Raw genomic sequence first — 16948 nt, 5'->3', positions numbered from 1 at the left:
TACCCTCGCCAGCCGCACCCCCCCGAACAGCACTTCCAGCCCCAGGGCCGGACGCCTATGCTGAAGCCACCCCCTCGCCGCCTCTGTTTTTTGGCTGGCAGCCTACCTGGCAGACGATCGCACGCATGCACAACACTCCAGCTCCCCTCAACGACGATCAGAAAGCGCCCGGCAACGGTGACGACAAACGCTGGAACACCCGGGCGCTGATCGTCGACGACGACATCCCGATCCGCGAACTGCTGGTCGACTACCTGGCCCGCTTCAATATCCACGCCACCGGCGTCACCGACGGAGCGGCAATGCGCCAAGCGTTGCAGGCGGAACACTTCGATGTGGTGGTGCTCGACCTGATGCTGCCGGGCGAAGACGGCCTGTCCCTGTGCCGCTGGCTGCGCACCGAGTCGGACATTCCGATCCTGATGCTCACCGCCCGCTGCGAACCCACCGATCGGATCATCGGCCTGGAGCTGGGGGCCGACGACTATATGGCCAAGCCCTTCGAGCCGCGGGAACTGGTGGCACGGATCCAGACCATCCTGCGCCGGGTGCGCGACGACCGTACCGAACAGCGGGCCAATATCCGCTTCGACAACTGGCGCTTGAACAGCGTGTTGCGCCAGCTGATCTCCGCCGAGGGTCTTGTCGTACCGTTGTCCAACGCCGAGTTCCGCCTGCTCTGGGTCTTCATCGAGCGCCCGCGCCGGGTGCTGAGCCGCGAGCAATTGCTCGACGCCGCCCGTGGCCGTTCCATCGAAGCCTTCGACCGCAGCATCGACCTGCTGGTCTCGCGCCTGCGGCAAAAGCTCGGTGACGACCCGAAATCGCCGCAGTTGATCAAGACCGTGCGTGGCGAAGGTTATCTGTTCGATGCCCGAGACATCGGCTGATGCGCGGGCGCTTCGATACGCTGTTCGGCCGCCTGTTCGGGGTGCTGTTGATCGCGATCGTGCTTGCCCACTTGCTTGCCTTCTTCTGGTTTCACCTCTACGGCGGCCCGCCACCCCCGCCGCCCCGCCCACCCGCCAGTGAACTCCACGGCCAGCCGCCGCCCGCCGCCGTGCATTTCCAGCCTCGGCCGCCACGGCCCTGGTTCGGCGGGCCGATCGTGCCGCTGACCTTTCAGTTCATCTCGCTGATCATCGCCGCCTGGTATGGCGCCAAGTTACTGAGCCGGCCGATCCAGCGCCTGAGCGATGCCGCCGAGCGCCTGAGCGAAGACCTCGACAGCCCGCCTCTGGACGAATCCGGCCCGCAGGAAGCGCGGCAGGCGGCCCACACCTTCAACCTGATGCAGCGCCGCATCCGCGAGCAGGTCAAGCAGCGCGGGCGCATGCTCGGCGCGGTGTCCCACGACCTGCGCACGCCGCTGTCGCGCCTCAAGCTGCGCCTGGAACAGATCGACGACCACAAGCTGCAAGGGCAGATGCACCAGGACCTCGACGACATGATCAGCATGCTCGATGCGACCCTGAGCTACCTGCATGAACAGCGCACCAGCGAGGCCGTGCAATGGATGGATGTGCAGGCGTTGGTGGAATCCCTCGGTGAAAACGCCCAGGACCAGGGTGCCGATGTACAGACCAGCGGCCATTGCGCGCCCTTGCAAGTGCAACCGATGGCCCTGCGTTCCTGCCTGAACAACCTGCTGGACAATGCCTTGCGTTATGCCGGACACGCCCGCATCAGCCTGCAGGACAGCCGCGAACAGGTGCTGATCCGGGTCATCGACCACGGCCCGGGCATCGCCGAAGAGCAGCGCGAGGCGGTGTTCGAGCCCTTCTATCGCCTGGAAGGCTCGCGCAACCGCAACTCCGGCGGCGTTGGCCTGGGCATGACCATCGCCCGCGAGGCCGCCGAACGCCTGGGCGGCCAATTGCACCTCGAAGAGACGCCCGGCGGCGGCCTGACCAGCGTGATATGCCTGCCCCGGGCCTGAACCGCGGTGTGTAGCGGCCGGTACAAACCTCACATACCCACGACACCTTGGCGCCCGAGGCTGCATAAGCCGGTACACCCACCGGCCTTATCCATCCGCAGGGAGTGAGCCCCATGATCGGTAGCGTCAGTCACTACTCGAGTTACATCAGCTCCAGCAGCACCACCACCCAAAGCGCCCACAGCCAGCAATTTCAGAAGGAACTGCTGGCCAAGCTCGACGCCAACAGCGACGGTTCGGTCGATCAGGATGAGCTGGGCAGCGCCCTGTCGCAGAAAAGCGACGACGGCATCCTGGTCAGCCTGAGCAAGAACTTCAGCGACCTGGACAGCGACGGCAGCGGCGATCTGAGCAGCGACGAAATGTCCGCCATGGCCCCGCCTCCGCCGCCACGGGAGCAGCCACCGAGCACCGAACTGGCCGATGCCTTGCTCCAGGCCCTGGACGCCGATGGCGACGGCGTGATCAGCAGCGACGAACTGAGCAGCGGCCTGACCAGCGCCGGCAGCGACGCTAACAGCGACGAGATCTTCTCGGCCCTGGACAAGAACCAGGACGGTACCGTCAGCCAGGATGAACTGGTCGCCAGCCTCACTCCGCCACCGCCACAGCAGGCCTCCAGCGACGCGCTGTTCAGCCAGCTCGACGCCGACGGCGACGGCAGTATCAGTGCCGACGAATTGACCGGTGCCCTGCAAGCCAGCACCGACAGCGCCACCACGACCGATACCAGCGCAGCCCTGCTCAAGGTGCTCGACAGCGACAGCAGCGGCGGCGTCAGCAGCGATGAGCTGAAAGCCGCCTTGCAGGCCGGGCGCGACCAGGACCGCAACCCACCCGACGACTCGGCACGGGTAACCGAAGCCCTGGGCAAGATGATCGCCAACCTGAGCCGGCAATATCAGTTGGACAACGTGGCCAGCAGCGTGGGCAGCAGCGTCAACGTCGCCGCCTGAGGACTGCCGCAACCCCGCTCCCTGTAGCCGCTGCCGAGCGTGCGAGGCTGTGTTCGGCCGCGTAGCAGTCGTAAAACCAGACAACTCATTCTTGCAGGCAAAAAACCGAGGCCTGCAAACCTCACACAGGCGGTTTGCAGGAGCGACGGTGTCGTCTGGTTTGCGAGCGCTGCGCGCTCGTTCGCAGGCTCGGCAGCGGCTACAGGGCTACGAGCGCTTGTCTTCCACCCGCGCCTGGCTGGCGCTCCAGTCGGTCAGCAGGCTGTAGGCCACGGCCAGCAGGGTCGGGCCGATGAACAGGCCGATGAAACCGAAGGCGATCAGGCCGCCAAAGACCCCAAGCAAGACAATCACCAGCGGCAAGTTGCCGCCGCGGCTGATCAGGTAAGGCTTGAGCACGTTGTCGACGCCACTGATGATGAACGTGCCCCAGATGCCGAGGAACACCGCCATCCCGTATTCGCCCTTCCAGGCCAGCCAGGCGGTGGCGGGAATCCACACCAGCGGCGGGCCCATGGGAATCAGGCTGAGCAGGAAGGTAACGATCCCCAGCACCAACGCGCCCGGCACGCCAGCGATCAAGAACCCGATCAGGGCCAGGATCGCCTGGGCCGCCGCGGTGCCGATCACCCCGTTGACCACCCGTTGCACGGTACCGGCCACCAGTTCGATGTAGTAGCCGGCACGGTCGCCGATCAGGCGCTCCAACAGCCGGTGGACGAACATCGCCAGGCGCGGGCCGTCGCGATAGAAGAAAAACACGAAGACGATGCTCAGGGTCAGCTCGAGAATCCCGCCGCCGATCTGCGCACTGCGCGCCAGCAACCAGTTGCCGACCTGCCCCAGGTAGGGCTTGGCCGCCACTATCAGGGCCGCCCCCTGCTGGTCGATGCTGTTCCACAGCCCGACCAGCCGCTCGCCGACGAAAGGCAGCGCCCCCAGCCAGGCCGGCGCTTCGGGCAGGCCATCGACCTGGACGTCCTTGATAAAGGCCGTGGCATCGCGCACATGGTCGGCCAGGTTGAAGCCGAGCCAGACCAGCGGCGCCGCCACCAGCAGCATCCAGCCCAGGGTCAGCACCGCCGCGGCCAGGGACTCGCGGCCATTGAGCCAGCGGGTCAGCAGGCGCATCAGCGGCCAGCTGGCAAACGCCAGGACCGCTCCCCAGAACAGCGCGGACCAGAACGGCGCCATGACCCAGAAGCTGGCGCCGAACAGCACCAGAAGCAGGATCTGCACCAACAGGCGATCATTATTGAGCATGTAGGATCTCGAGAAAGGTCAACTCACCCAGCGTAGGCGAACAACGCATCGCACGTTCGCCCAGGCTGGTTCAATGCAGCGGCTCAGCGCAGCAGTTCAAGGCGCAGGCCAGGGGCCTGGCTGTCGCCGGTTTCCATCCGTGCTGCCCGCACACCCTGGCCGATCAAGGCCTGGCGCCAGGCTTCGGCATTCGCCCCGGAGACACTGACCCGCAAGGTGGTGTCCAGGTTCAACCCGCGCGACAACAAGGTCAGCCAGGCCGACAGGGGTTCGCCGGCCAGCTTGGGCAGATCCAGCTCGCCGGTGTCCTTGAGCTGACGCAACAAGGTGGCCGAGGTCGGCAACAACTCACCGAGCGGCGTATTGGCGTCGAATTGCTCGACATGCAGGTACGCCCGGCGATTGCCCCGGGTGATGCTGTAGAGGGCCACCAGCGAGTTGTCGTTGGGCGCGGCCAGACGCAGCAGCAGGTACGCCTGCTGGGCATCGGCGCCATACAGCTTGGCATTGCCGAACACCTCGTTGGCCCACAGGCTGCTTTCGCCGCAGTCGCGCGCCTGGCACCAGAACAGCAGCTCGGCGCCCTGCCCCTGCAAGGCTTCGCGGGCCGCGGTGAACGCCGCGATCGACGAATGCTCCGGCGGCAGTTCGTAGGTCACCGACGTCGTGGTGCCACGAGCGCCGACCTGGCCATCGAAGCGCAGCTGGCCGCTGATCTTGCGGATCGACCCCATGGGATAGATCCGCTCCATCTCGGTCGCCGGGCGGTAGTCGACGATCTGCGCGTCGGTGATACGCGGCACGATCGGCAAATCCTGGCTGCCGGGCACGTCGGCGGCGAACAGCAGAGGGCTGGCACAGGACAACAACAGGACACTGAATAAACGCATGGGTGCCCTCATCGGATCAGCATGGCCTGGGCGCCCTTGATGACGCTGGCGTCATCTGTGCGCTGCGGAACCTGCAACCCGCGCTGTACCGCCGGGCGTGCCTCGAGGGCTGCCATCCAGCGTTGCAGGGCCGCCAGGCCGTCCACCGCCACTCCCGACCATTCGTGGCCACGCACCCAGGGAAAGGTGGCGATATCGGCAATGCTGTAGTCGCCAGCGAGGAATTCGACCTCTTGCAGTCGCCTGTCGAGCACCTCGTACAAGCGTCGGGTTTCATGCTGGTAGCGATCGATGGCGCCCTGGAGCTTTTCCGGAAAGTAGCGGAAGAACACGTTGGCCTGGCCCTGCATCGGGCCGATGCCACCCATCTGGAACATCAGCCACTGGATCGCCACCGAACGGCCCTTGGGGTCCTTGGGTAACAACTGCCCGCTGAGTTCAGCCAGGTAGATGAGAATCGCGCCGGACTCGAACACGGCGAAGTCGCCGTTGGCGCGGTCGACAATGGCCGGAATCCGGCCATTGGGATTGATCTTGAGAAAAGCTGGAGCTTTTTGTTCCTTCTTGTCGAAACTCAGGGCATGCACCGTGTAGGGCAGGCCGAGTTCCTCGAGCACGATAGAGACCTTGTGGCCATTCGGGGTCGCAGCGGTGTAGAGATCTATCATGGTTGTCTCCCATTTCAACCCGCCCAGCCTCGACAGTTGCCCGCTGCAAGTCAAGAAACGGCGAAAAACCTATTGAAACAGTCTGCAACAAGGATCGCGCCGGACTCGTCGTTCAGGTGCAGGTGATGGCCGCCAGGCAGCTGTTCGCGGCTGAAGGGCAGCCGTTCGAGCAACTCCGGGTGCTTGGCCAGCATGCCGTCGGCCGCTACCAGCAGATGGGCCGGGCAAGCCAGGCGCTGGACGAAGGCCATGGCCTGGTCCTCGGTCAGGCGCAGCGGCGAAGCCAGGGTCAGGCGGCTGTCGCTGCGCCAGGTATAGCCGCCCGGGACCGGCATCAGGCCGCGCTGGGCGAGCAGCTCGGCGGCTTCGCGGCTGACCGCCACCAGGCCTTTCATACGTGCCTCGACGGCGCGATCCAGGGTGGCGTAGACCGGCTTGCGCTTGTCCCGCAGGTCCAGTTGGGCCTGCAGCGCCATGCCCATGCGCTCGGCGGCGTTCTCCCCCGCGGCGGTCGGCGGGATCACCCCGTCGATCAGCGCCAGATGGCTCACCCGCTCGGGCAGCGAACCGGCCAGCACCAGCGAGACGATCGCCCCCAGGGAGTGCCCCAGCAAGGCAAAACGCTGCCAGCCCAATTGCTCGGCAACCTGCAGAACGTCGTGGGCGTAATCCCAGAGCGCATAGCCGGCGCCCGGCGGGCGGTGCCCGGAATGGCCATGCCCGGCCATGTCCAGGGCGACGATGCGCAAGCCGTTCAGCTTGGGCGCCAGCCGCGCGAAGCTGTTGGCGTTGTCCAGCCAGCCATGCAGGGCGATGACCGGCAAGCCGTCTTCCGGGCCGAACAAGTGCGCCGCCAACTCGATATGCGGCAGGCTCAGGCGGACTTCTTCCACCGCGGCGCTCATGCGCAGTTCCGTTCGGCGCGGGCGTCCCAGCGGCTGAAGAGTTTTTTCAGCAAGGCGGCGGTGTCCTGCGGCCGCTCCAGCGGGAACATATGCCCACCCGGCATGCTCAGGGATTCGCCCAGGGGCAGGCGCCCGACACTGCTGGCGTGGTGCTTCATCACCACCCGGCTCTGGCGCCCGCGCACCACCGCCAACGGTACCTGCAACTGCCGTGGACGCCCCGGGCTGATGTGCGGCACGCCGCGATAGATGCTGATCTCGGTGGCCGGGTCGAAGCGCAGCCGCAAACGGCCATCGACCTGATGCAGACCGTGTTGCAGGTAAGCGTCGAAACACTCCGGGTCAAAACCGCGGAACAGGGTCTTGCCGGCAAAATAGGCGCGCGCCGCCTCCAGGTCGCTGAACTCCTCGCGGCGGCCCAGGGTACGGCCGGCCGGGGTCAGGCGGTCGATGAAACCGAAACGCTTGGCGGCGCGGATCACCCACTGATCGGCACGGGTCAGCACCGGCGAATCGAGCATCACCACCCCCCGATAAAGCTCGGGGCAACGCAGCGCCGCATGCAAATGCAGGACGCCGCCAAAAGAGTGGCCAACGCCCCACACCGGCTCGGCCTGCTGTTGCAGGTGGTGGATCAGTTCGTCCACCAGGTTCAGCCAGTTGTCGTCCGCCGGAAACCGCGGGTCGTGGGCATGCTGCTGCAAATGCGCCACTTGATACTCGGGCGCCAGGGCGGCGAACAACTTGCCGTAGGTTCCCGAGGGAAACCCATTGGCGTGAGCGAAAAACACCTGTTGCGACATACCGGCGAACTCATGGACAAGACGATGGCTGATTGTCCGCATGCCATGGCCCGACGGCAATGACAGTAACGGACAAGAATAATGACACGCCGCATTGGCCTATGGGCGCGGCTCAGCGGCCCGGCGGCGTCTGCCCCAGCGGCACCACGGCCATGGTCAGGCGCGATACGCAACTGGCCTTGCCCTCGTCGCTGCTCAGGCGGATGTCCCAGACATGGGTGGTGCGCCCGAGATGAATCGCCCTGGCCACCGCCGTCACCCGCCCGGAACGCAAGCCGCGCAGATGGTTGGCGTTGATCTCCAGCCCCACGCAATAGAATTGACTGGCGTCGATGCACAGGTAGCTGGCCATGGAGCCGACCGTTTCCGCCAGCACCACCGAGGCGCCGCCGTGCAGCAGGCCATAGGGCTGGTGGGTGCGATGGTCGATCACCATGCTGGCGGTCAGCGATTCGTCGTCGAAAGACTCGAAACGGATATCCAGCACCTCGCCGATGGTGTTTTTCTGGATCGCGTTCAACTGCTCGATATTCGGGGTGGTACGCCAAAGGCTCATCACTGCATCCTTTATAGGGGTTATCCGCGCTCAATCCTGCCACAGCACTGCTTCGGAGCGCTCGCTCCACTCTTTGAAGCGTTCGCCGTAGGTGGCTTCGATGACGTTGCGCTTGATCTTCAGGGTCGGGGTCAGAAAGCCGTTTTCCACCGCCCAGCTGTCTTTCACCACCACCAGGCGGTGCAAGCGCTCATGTTTGTCGAGCGCGCCATTGACCTCGTCGAGCAGGCTTTCCAGGCTCGCATGCAGGCCGCCGCGAGCGTTGCCGGCGGCGTCCTGCAGGCCGACCGCGGACAACACGCATAGCCCCAGCGGCGCACTCAGGCCATCGCCGACCACGCACACCTGCTCGATCCGCGAATGCACCGCCAGGCGATTCTCGATCGGCGCCGGGGCCACGTACTTACCCTTGCTGGTCTTGAAGATTTCCTTTAGGCGCCCGGTCAGGCGCAAATTGCCTTCGGCGTCCTGCTCGCCCTTGTCGCCGGTGCGCAGGAAACCGTCCTCGGTAACGGTTTCCGCGGTTTTCTGCGGGTCCTTGAAGTAGCCGAGCATGGTCGCCCCGCTGCGCACCTGGACCTCGCCGGCTTCGTCGATCCGTACCTCGACGTCCGGGCAGGGCCGGCCGATCCAGCCGGGCACATGCTGGCCGGTGCGGCCGATATGGGAATAACCGCAGCTCTCGGTCATGCCGTACACCTCCAGCACATCGAGCCCCAGGCGCTGATACCAGTTCAACAGCGCCCGGGGGACCGGAGCGGCGCCGGACAAGGCCACCCGCAACGCGTCCAGCCCGAGCCCGGCCAGCACCTTGTGCCCGACCCGCTTGCCGATGATCGGCAAGCCCAGGAGGAAATCCAGGCGCTTGGCCGCAACCTTGCTGTACACGCCCATCTGGAACTTGGTCCAGATCCGCGGCACGCCGAACAGCGCCGTGGGCCGCGCCCGCTGCAGGTCGGTAAGAAAGGTGTCCAGGCTCTCGGCGAAGAACACCGTCTGCCCGGTGTAGATCGCCGCCAGCTCGACAAACATGCGCTCGGCCACGTGGCACAGCGGCAGGTAGGACAGCAGCCGGTCGCTCGGCCCGAGGCCGAACAGCTGGGTGCCGCGCGTTGCGGCAAACCCCAGGGTGCCGAAACTGTGCATCACGCCCTTGGGCAGGCCGGTGGTGCCCGAGGTGTAGATGATGGTCGCCAGTTGCCCGGCGGCGGGGTTCGGGTTGTCCTGGATCGGCGAACACTGCTGCAGCTCGTCCCAGGTGAAGTCGAAACGACCTTCGGGACAGATCGGCAGGCTGATGGTCGGCAACCCGGGCTTCACCCCGGCGGCCATTGCCGACCAGTCATCGAGCTTGCCGATAAACGCCAGGGCCGACTCCGAATGCTCCAGCACCTGGGCCACCGAATCGGCGCTGAGGTTGGGGTACAGGGGCACCGAGACGTGACCGGCCATCCAGATCGCCAGGTCGGCAATGATCCAGTGAGCGCAGTTCTTGGAAATGATCGCGACATGGCTGCCCGGCGGCAGCTCGCGGGCGCGCAGCCAGTGGGCGGCGCAGCGGGCCTGGTGGCCGACGTCGGCCCAGGTCAGCTCTTCGACCCGGCCGCCGCCAAGCGGCTGGACCAGGAAACGTTGGCGGGGATGACGAGCTTCGCGCTCGTAGAACACTTCCAGCGGCAAACGAAAAGCGGCAGACATGCGACACGCTCCTTTGTTTTTGTTCTGATCGTGAGACTGACCAACCAAGCACTTGCTCGGGCGACTATTCCATGCACAAAGGGCGGCTGCAAGTTAAGAAATGTAGCGGGCCAATACTGAAAGCGAGGCGTGCCGCGATGGGGACATCGCCTCATCGCGCGCCGGCATGATCCCACTGCAGGAGCCAGCTTGCTGGCGATCAGGACAGGCGATGCCAGGTACACCGCTTCGCGAGCAAGCTCGCTCCTGCAGAAGGGGAAAGGGCTCAGGGATTCTTGATGCTGTTGAGGGTCATCAGGCCGGCCAGCGGCCAATCGCCTTCAAGTTCCGCCAGGCCCGCCGTGTGCATCGGCTGAGGGTTGCGCAGGTGGCCGTGCTGCAACAGGCCGATCAGATTGCCCACCAAAGGCTGGTGGCTGACCAGCAGCACGTTGTCCGCCGAGTCGAGCTGGGCCACCACCGACAGCGGGTTGCTGTCCGGCGTCAGCCAGGGCACGGTACGGATTTCCCCCTCGAAACCCAGGGCCTCGCGCACCAGCTGCGCCGTCTGCTGCGCCCGGGCGTAAGGGCTGGCGATGATTGCACTGAGCGGCCGGCCGATCAGCTGCGCGGCGCTGCGCAAGGCTTCCGCGCGGCCCTGTTCGGTCAGGTTGCGCTCGGCATCGCTGCGCGCATGGGGTTCGGCTTCGCCGTGGCGTAGCACCCAGAGCTTCACAGCTTGGGCTCCTCGTCGCGTACCGGATGCGGCGCTGGCGGCACCACGTGCGGCGCTTCGCCTTCAGGCGCGCGCGGCGTCGGCCAGTCGGCGAACGGCCAGGGTTTCTGGTCGGTATGGAAGCTGCCGAAACGGCCGATCTGTGCCAGGAACTGGCTCAGGCTGTCGCCGAAGTTCATCAGGCTGGCGCTCGGCGAGCCATAGATCAGCCGATAGATCAACTGCACCAGCACCAGCGCCCCGAGGATGAATTGCGCCACTTGCCAGACCAGCACGAACACCAGCATCCATAACACGCGCAACAGGATGGACTCGTACTTGGCTTCGGAATTCTTATCGTTCATGTCTCGCTCCTGCCCTGCTCAGTTGAAACCACTGGTGGAGATAAAGTCGACATCGGTTTTCGGCTCGCCGCGCATCAGCAGCTCGATGACCTGGTTCAGCGTGCGCCCCTCGAACAGGATGGCATGCAATCCCGCCACCAGCGGCATATAAACGCCCACTTCCTGCGCCTTGACCTTGAGCACCTTGAGGGTGTTCACGCCTTCGGCCACTTCGCCGAGACGATCCACCGCCTCCGTCAGGCTCAGGCCTTCGCCCAGGGCGAAGCCGACCTGATAGTTGCGGCTCTTGGGCGACGAACAGGTGACGATCAGGTCGCCGACCCCGGCCAGGCCGAGGAAGGTCATCGGGTTGGCGCCCTGGCTGACGGCGAAACGGGTCATTTCCGCCAGCGCCCGGGTAATCAGCATGCTCTTGGTGTTTTCCCCCATGCCCAGCGCCACGGCCATGCCGGCGATGATCGCGTAGACGTTCTTCAACGCCCCGCCCAGCTCGACGCCGAAGCGGTCGGCACTGGCATAGACGCGGAACGTACGGCCGTGCAGCGCGGCCTGGACCCGCTGGCAGAGTTCTTCGTCTTCGCTGGCGACCACGGTGGCGGTCAGGGCATGCTCGGCCACTTCGCGGGCCAGGTTCGGCCCGGAGAGCACACCGATCCGCGCTTGCGGGGCGATGTCTTCGAGGATTTCGCTCATCAGCTTGAAGGTCTGCGCCTCGATGCCCTTGGTCAGGCTGACCAGCAGCTTGCCGGCGAGCAGCTGCGCATGGGGCGCCAGCACGGCGCGCAGGGCGCTGGAGGGCAAGGCGACGAAACACAGGTCGCTGTCGTTCAGAGTAGCCAGCAGATCGGTCACCGGCTCCACCGCCGGGTGAATCTTGATGCCTTTGAGGTAACGCGGATTTTCGCGATGGATGCGAATGGCTTCCGCCTGCTCCGGGTCGCGCATCCACTGCCGCACCCGATGACCGTTCTCGGCCAGCAGATTGGCCACGGCGGTACCAAAACTTCCGCCTCCCAGGACCGCGATAGGGCGCTGTTCAGTCATATGCAATCCGTCAATCCATACAGTGGCGATGGCGGCATTATACGGGGCGGCCCTGCGGCGGCCAGCCCCGTGAACAATTAGGCACAAATGCCGGGAAAAAGCCGATTAGAACGTGGAATGTCGGGGTTATCGACTGGAAAAGCCGGCCATCTCGGTTAACATGCGCGGCAATTATCCGTTACCAAGGCTGTGCCGTGCATCCTGGCCCTCCCCTCTCTCGTTCATCGCTCTGGCTGGCGCTGCTGTGCAGCGCCCCAACGTTGGCCGACGACCTGTTCCTGGACAGCCAGCCGCTGCCGGAAATCCTCACCGCCACCCGACTGAAACAGTCCCCCGCGGCGGTGCCCGGAAGCATGACCGTGCTCGACAGCGAACTGATCAACGCCAGCGGTGCCCGCGACATCAGCGAACTGCTGCGCCTGGTGCCGGGGATGATGGTCGGCAATATCAGCGGCAACCAGGCCGCGGTGAACTATCACGGCACCAATGCCAGCGAAGCCCGGCGCATGCAGGTACTGATCGACGGACGCTCGGTGTACCGCGCGGGCCTGGCGACCGTGGACTGGAGCGACATCCCGGTAGCCATGGAGGACATCGAGCGCATCGAGGTCTTCCGCGGCCCCAATACCGTCAGCTACGGCGCCAACGCGCTGATGGCGGTGGTCAACATCATCACTCGCTCGCCCGCCAACAGCCACGGCACCCGGGTCAAGGTCACCCGCGGCCAGCGCGGTATCAGCGACTGGTACGCCAGCCAGGGCACCGGCTGGGAAGGCGGCGACCTGCGCCTGTCGTTGTCCGGGCAGGAAGACGACGGCTTCGACAGCGACCGCAACGGCGCCGATTACCGCGACAGCCGACGCTTGAACCGCTTCAGCCTGTCGGTCAGCCAGGTGCTCGACGAACGCCAGAGCATCGACTGGCAATTGAGCGCCAAGGAAGGCAGCAACCAGCGCCCCTATACCTACCGGCCGGTGTTCTCGGGAATTACCTCGGCCGGCTACAACTCCGATGTGACCGCCAAGGATTACGCCGGCTCGCTGCGCTGGAACCTGGACGTCAACCCGAACCACAGCCTTTATATACAAGGCTCGGCCCAGCACTGGGACCGCCAGCAGAACTGGCGCGCCTGCGATGCCGAAATATCGTTCAGCCCGGAGCTGACCCGTCTCTGGCAGCTCAACCCGAACTACGCCGAGCGGCTGGCCCGGCACATGGACAACTTCACCGGCTCCGGCGCCCCGGCGGGCAGCGCAGCCGAACAGGCCCTGGGGAACCAGGTGCTGGCGCAATGGCAAGGCGGCGCCAAGCGCACCGTCTGCGGCGACATCGACCAGAGCGCCCGCGAATCGCGCTACGACCTGGAATTGCAGGACACCCTGAGCCTGTCCGACAGCCTGCGCCTGGTCAGCGGCCTGAACTATCGCTACGACCGCGCCGACTCGCAAACCTATTTCAACGGCACCCTCGACGACAGCACCTGGCGCGCGTTCGGCCAGCTGGAGTGGCGGGCCAGCGAACATTGGCTGCTGCAGGGCGGCGCCATGTTCGAGGACTCGCAACAAAGCGGCAGCTCGCTGACCCCGCGGGTGGCGGTCAACTACCTGATCAACCCGCGCCACGGCCTGCGCGCGGTGTATTCCGAAGCGATCCGTTCGCCGGACATGTTCGAGAACAACGTCAACTGGAGCTACCGAGTCACCAACCTGAACCCCAGCGCCTACGGCCGGCCCAGCGCCCAGTATTTCGTCAGGACCCGCGGCCCGGGCGACCTCGAGCAAGAGCGCATGCGCTCGCGCGAACTGGGCTACAACGGCTTTTTCGCCGACATCGGGCTGAACCTCGACCTGAAGCTGTTCTACGACGAAATCACCGGGATGATCAGCGAACCGCTGCGCAACAACCAGTACATCGCCAGCAACAGCAACACCTCGCGTTTCGCCGGTAGCGAAACCCAGCTGGACTGGCGCCTGAACCCGGCGGACCGGTTGCGCCTGACCTACGCCTATATAGATGCCAAGGCCAGCAATCCGCTGGACCAGCAATTGACCGCGCGCCACAGCGGCTCGGCGGGCTGGCTGCGCGACTGGGGACAGGGCTGGTCCAGCGCCCTCTTCTATTATGGAGACAGCGCGCTCAACGGTTACCGCTTCGAGCGCGTCGACACCCGCGTGGCCAAGCGTCTCTCCCTGGGCAAGGGCAGCCTGGAGCTGGCCGGCGTTCTCCAGCAACGGCTCGATGGCCAGCCCACCACGTTTGCCGATAACAACTACGACTCGCGGCACGTCCTCTACTTCAGTGCGGAGTTGACGTTCTAGCATGAGCCACCGTCAGTCAGGGATGACGCCTGCCTTGAATCGCTTCCGGGTTCGCCTGCTGCTGTTCTGTTGCCTCTGGGGCTCATGCCCCGCATGGGCGGCCCAGGTGTTGCTGACCGGCGCCGAGGACAGCGCCGGCGTCCAGGCCTTTGCCCGGGCCCTGGCGCAGCAGCGGCCCCAGGACCAGGTGCGCTTCGAGCCCCTGGCCAACTTGCCGGCCCCCGCGCAATTGCCGGCGGGCACCCGGCTGATCCTGCTCGACCCGGCCAGCCTGGAGTGGCGCCAACAGGATGCCCATGGCCCGGCCACCCTGGTGCTGCGCATCGGCCGGATCCAGGCCCGGCAGCGCCTGGGAGCAACCGTTTCGCCGCACCTGAGCCTGTTATGGAGCGACCCGCCGCTGGATCGGCAATTGCAATTGATCCGCAAGATCCTGCCGCAGGCGCGGCGGGTCGGCGTGCTCTACGGCGCCGACAGCGAGTTCCTGCTCAAGGAGCTGCAACAGGCGGCCCATTCCCTGGCGCTGGAGATCGTCGCCGAACGCTGGGACGACACCAACGACAGCCGCCCGCTGCAAAACCTGCTGAAAAGCAGCGACGTCCTGCTGGGGCTGGACGACTCGCAGCTGTATAACCCCAAGACCGCCAAGAACCTGTTACTGAGCAGCTATGCCCGGCAAATGGCGCTGATCGGCCCGAATGCCGGCTTCGTCAAGGCGGGCAGCCTGGCCAGCACCTACAGCGACCAGCAGGACTGGCTGCAAGTACTCGACGACTTGCTCGACCGGCCCACGACCCACTGGCCGCGCAGCCTGTATCCACAACCGTTCAAGGTGTCGAGCAATCCGCAAGTGGCCCGCGCCCTGGGGGTCGAACCGATCGACGAACAAGCGGTGGCGACCCAGCTGGCCGAAGGAGAGAAACGCCCATGACGTTGCGTCGCCGTTGGGACATCCATGCCCGCACCCAGATCATCTGCCTCGGCCCGGCTCTGCTGCTGACCCTGTTGCTGATCGGGTTCTTTACCTTCGTCCGGCTCCAGGACCTGCGCCAGGAGCTGAACCATACCGGCCAGCTGATCGCCAACCAGCTGGCGCCCGCCACCGAATACGGGGTGATCTCGGGCAACAGCGAAGGCCTGGAGAGCCTGCTCAAGGCCACCCTGGCCACGCCCCATGTGCGCTTTCTCGAAGTCCAGGACAGCCGCAACAATATTCTGGTGTACGCCGAGCAACCGTCGGAGACCCACAACCGCTCGCAGCAGGTCGAAGTGTTCCAAGCGCCGGTACGCCTGCAACGCATCCAGCTCAGCAACGATTTCTTCCAGGACGACCCCGGCGCCAGCAGGACCCCGAACGAGGATTACCTGGGGCGGGTGATCGTCGGCATGTCCAACGATGCCTTCAGCCAGCGCCAGCAGGAGATCCTGTTCAAGGCCGGCATCCTCGCGCTGTTCGCCCTGCTGTTCACCTTCCTGCTGGCCCGCCGCCTGGCCGCCAGCCTGGCGCAACCGATCAGCGCCATGGGCAACGCGGTCAAGGCCATTCAACAGGGCGACTTCAAGACCCCGCTGCCGATTGTCGACGACGCCGAACTGGGCGATCTTTCGCGGCACATCAATAACCTGGCCGCCGGCCTCGAACAGGCCAGCCGTGAGCAGCACCAGGCGATGGCCCAACTGATCCAGACCCGCGAAGAAGCGGAGCGGGCCAACAATGCCAAGTCGGACTTCCTGGCGATGATGAGCCATGAACTGCGCACGCCCATGAACGGTGTGCTGGGCATGCTGCAATTGCTCGAGACCACCGAGATGACCAACGAGCAGAGCGAATACGCGGCGCTGGCTTCCGAGTCCACCGAACACCTGCTCAAGGTGATCAACGACATCCTCGACTTCTCGCGTATCGAGCGTTCGGCCCTGGAGCTGGAACACATCCCGTTCAGTCTCGCCGAACTGATCGGCAGCTCGGCCCAGGCCTTCCAGCACAGCGCCGCGCAGCGCGGGCTGGACCTGCAGCTGCGGCTGGCGCCCGGCATGGAGTCGCTGCAGGTCAAGGGCGACCCGACGCGCATCCGCCAGATCCTGGTGAACCTGATCGGCAACGCCTTGAAGTTCACCGAACACGGCAGCGTCGCCATCGAGGCGCAGTGGCAATCCCTGGACCACGAACTGTTGTGGTTCACCTGTAGCGTGCGCGACAGCGGGATCGGTATCAGCCCCGAAAGCCTGGAGCTGATGTTCAACGCCTTCCAGCAGGCCGACAGCTCGATTTCCCGGCGCTACGGCGGCACCGGCCTGGGGCTGCCGATCGCCCGGACCCTGGCCGAACGCATGGGCGGCACCCTGCGCGCCCAGAGCGAAGAAGGCCGCGGGTCGGTGTTCACCCTGGAGATTCCGCTGGCGCTCTACCAGCAGAGCCTGCCGGTGCTGGCGCCACGGGCGCACGCCGGGCATGCCCAGGGTGAAGGGCGCAACGTGCTGCTGGTGGAAGACAACCCGGTCAACCAGACCGTGATCCAGGCCATGCTGCGCAGCCTGGGCTTCACGGTCAGCATCGCCACCGACGGCGCCCAGGCCATTCGCAGCGCCGAAAGCCTGATTTTCGAGGCGATCCTGATGGACTGCCGACTGCCGCTGATCGACGGTTACGAAGCCACCCGGCAGATCCGCCAACTGCCCGGATGCGCCGATCTGCCGATCATTGCCTTGACCGCCAACGCCTTGCAGGGCGATCGCGAAGCATGCCTGGCGGCGGGAATGAACGATTACCTGGCCAAGCCGTTCAAACGCACGGATCTGCAGCAAATTCTCCAACGTTGGGTGCAATAGCAGGCATTTATCAACCATCT

Annotated in this window: 16 protein-coding genes; 6 read left to right on the top strand and 10 right to left on the bottom strand. The window is 65.4% G+C overall.

Features of this window, described 5'->3' with window-relative positions:
- Positions 1-125 precede the first annotated feature (125 nt).
- The 3 genes from BTN82_RS08275 to xopAW all read left to right on the top strand — a co-directional run bounded on the left by BTN82_RS08275 (position 126) and on the right by xopAW (position 2895).
- Positions 126-890: a response regulator gene (locus BTN82_RS08275; protein WP_075118665.1), complete on the top strand. Its 765-nt coding sequence runs from the start codon at positions 126-128 to the stop codon at positions 888-890.
- Positions 890-1939, top strand: coding sequence for a sensor histidine kinase (locus BTN82_RS08270; protein ID WP_075118664.1), 1050 nt, complete (start codon positions 890-892; stop codon positions 1937-1939). The genes BTN82_RS08275 and BTN82_RS08270 overlap by 1 nt, the downstream gene beginning before the upstream one ends.
- A 113-nt stretch (positions 1940-2052) precedes the next feature.
- Positions 2053-2895 (top strand): XopAW family type III secretion system calcium-binding effector, encoded by an 843-nt coding sequence (gene xopAW / locus BTN82_RS08265; RefSeq protein ID WP_075118663.1) that lies wholly within the window; start codon positions 2053-2055, stop codon positions 2893-2895.
- Between the two features lie 207 nt (positions 2896-3102).
- Here the strand turns inward: xopAW and BTN82_RS08260 are convergent, their stop codons facing one another.
- From BTN82_RS08260 to BTN82_RS08215, 10 genes are all read right to left on the bottom strand, one after another.
- Positions 3103-4158, bottom strand: coding sequence for an AI-2E family transporter (locus BTN82_RS08260; RefSeq protein WP_075118662.1), 1056 nt, complete (start codon positions 4156-4158; stop codon positions 3103-3105).
- Between the two features lie 83 nt (positions 4159-4241).
- A complete protein-coding gene (locus BTN82_RS08255) occupies positions 4242-5048 on the bottom strand; it encodes a DUF4892 domain-containing protein (RefSeq protein WP_075118661.1) in 807 nt (268 codons plus the stop codon).
- A gap of 8 nt (positions 5049-5056) precedes the next feature.
- Positions 5057-5716 carry a glutathione S-transferase family protein gene (locus BTN82_RS08250; RefSeq protein WP_075118660.1) on the bottom strand — a complete coding sequence of 220 codons (660 nt, stop codon included), beginning with the start codon at positions 5714-5716 and terminating at the stop codon, positions 5057-5059.
- Positions 5717-5766: 50 nt separating this feature from the next.
- Positions 5767-6621 carry an alpha/beta hydrolase gene (locus tag BTN82_RS08245; protein ID WP_075118659.1) on the bottom strand — a complete coding sequence of 285 codons (855 nt, stop codon included), beginning with the start codon at positions 6619-6621 and terminating at the stop codon, positions 5767-5769.
- The gene (locus tag BTN82_RS08240) at positions 6618-7424 is read right to left on the bottom strand and encodes an alpha/beta fold hydrolase (protein WP_075118658.1); all 807 of its coding nucleotides are present in this window, start codon (positions 7422-7424) and stop codon (positions 6618-6620) included. The genes BTN82_RS08245 and BTN82_RS08240 overlap by 4 nt, the downstream gene beginning before the upstream one ends.
- A 112-nt stretch (positions 7425-7536) precedes the next feature.
- Positions 7537-7980 (bottom strand): hotdog fold thioesterase, encoded by a 444-nt coding sequence (locus BTN82_RS08235; RefSeq protein ID WP_075118657.1) that lies wholly within the window; start codon positions 7978-7980, stop codon positions 7537-7539.
- 30 nt (positions 7981-8010) lie between these two features.
- A complete protein-coding gene (locus BTN82_RS08230; RefSeq protein WP_075118656.1) occupies positions 8011-9678 on the bottom strand; it encodes an AMP-binding protein in 1668 nt (555 codons plus the stop codon).
- A gap of 265 nt (positions 9679-9943) precedes the next feature.
- Complete coding sequence (sixA, locus tag BTN82_RS08225; RefSeq protein WP_075118655.1) at positions 9944-10393, bottom strand: phosphohistidine phosphatase SixA; 450 nt, start codon at positions 10391-10393, stop codon at positions 9944-9946.
- A complete protein-coding gene (locus tag BTN82_RS08220) occupies positions 10390-10737 on the bottom strand; it encodes a DUF4389 domain-containing protein (RefSeq protein ID WP_075118654.1) in 348 nt (115 codons plus the stop codon). Before BTN82_RS08220 ends, sixA begins: the two co-directional genes overlap by 4 nt.
- A gap of 18 nt (positions 10738-10755) precedes the next feature.
- Positions 10756-11781 (bottom strand): NAD(P)H-dependent glycerol-3-phosphate dehydrogenase, encoded by a 1026-nt coding sequence (locus BTN82_RS08215; protein WP_075118653.1) that lies wholly within the window; start codon positions 11779-11781, stop codon positions 10756-10758.
- Positions 11782-11975: 194 nt separating this feature from the next.
- Between BTN82_RS08215 and BTN82_RS08210 the strand changes: the two genes are divergently transcribed.
- Genes BTN82_RS08210 through BTN82_RS08200 form a run of 3 tightly spaced genes read left to right on the top strand, consistent with a single transcriptional unit; the run spans position 11976 to position 16928 of the window.
- Positions 11976-14099 (top strand): TonB-dependent receptor plug domain-containing protein, encoded by a 2124-nt coding sequence (locus tag BTN82_RS08210; protein ID WP_075118652.1) that lies wholly within the window; start codon positions 11976-11978, stop codon positions 14097-14099.
- 1 nt (position 14100) lies between these two features.
- Entirely contained in the window at positions 14101-15030 is a 930-nt protein-coding gene (locus BTN82_RS08205) for an ABC transporter substrate-binding protein (RefSeq protein WP_186828367.1), read from the top strand.
- On the top strand, positions 15027-16928 hold the full coding sequence (locus tag BTN82_RS08200; protein WP_075118651.1) for an ATP-binding protein: 1902 nt from the start codon (positions 15027-15029) through the stop codon (positions 16926-16928). Before BTN82_RS08205 ends, BTN82_RS08200 begins: the two co-directional genes overlap by 4 nt.
- Positions 16929-16948: the final 20 nt, after the last annotated feature.

Source organism: Pseudomonas chlororaphis (assembly GCF_001921865.1).
In the GTDB taxonomy this organism is placed as follows: Bacteria; Pseudomonadota; Gammaproteobacteria; order Pseudomonadales; family Pseudomonadaceae; genus Aquipseudomonas; species Aquipseudomonas chlororaphis_D.
This window is presented reverse-complemented; position numbering and strand designations above follow the sequence as displayed.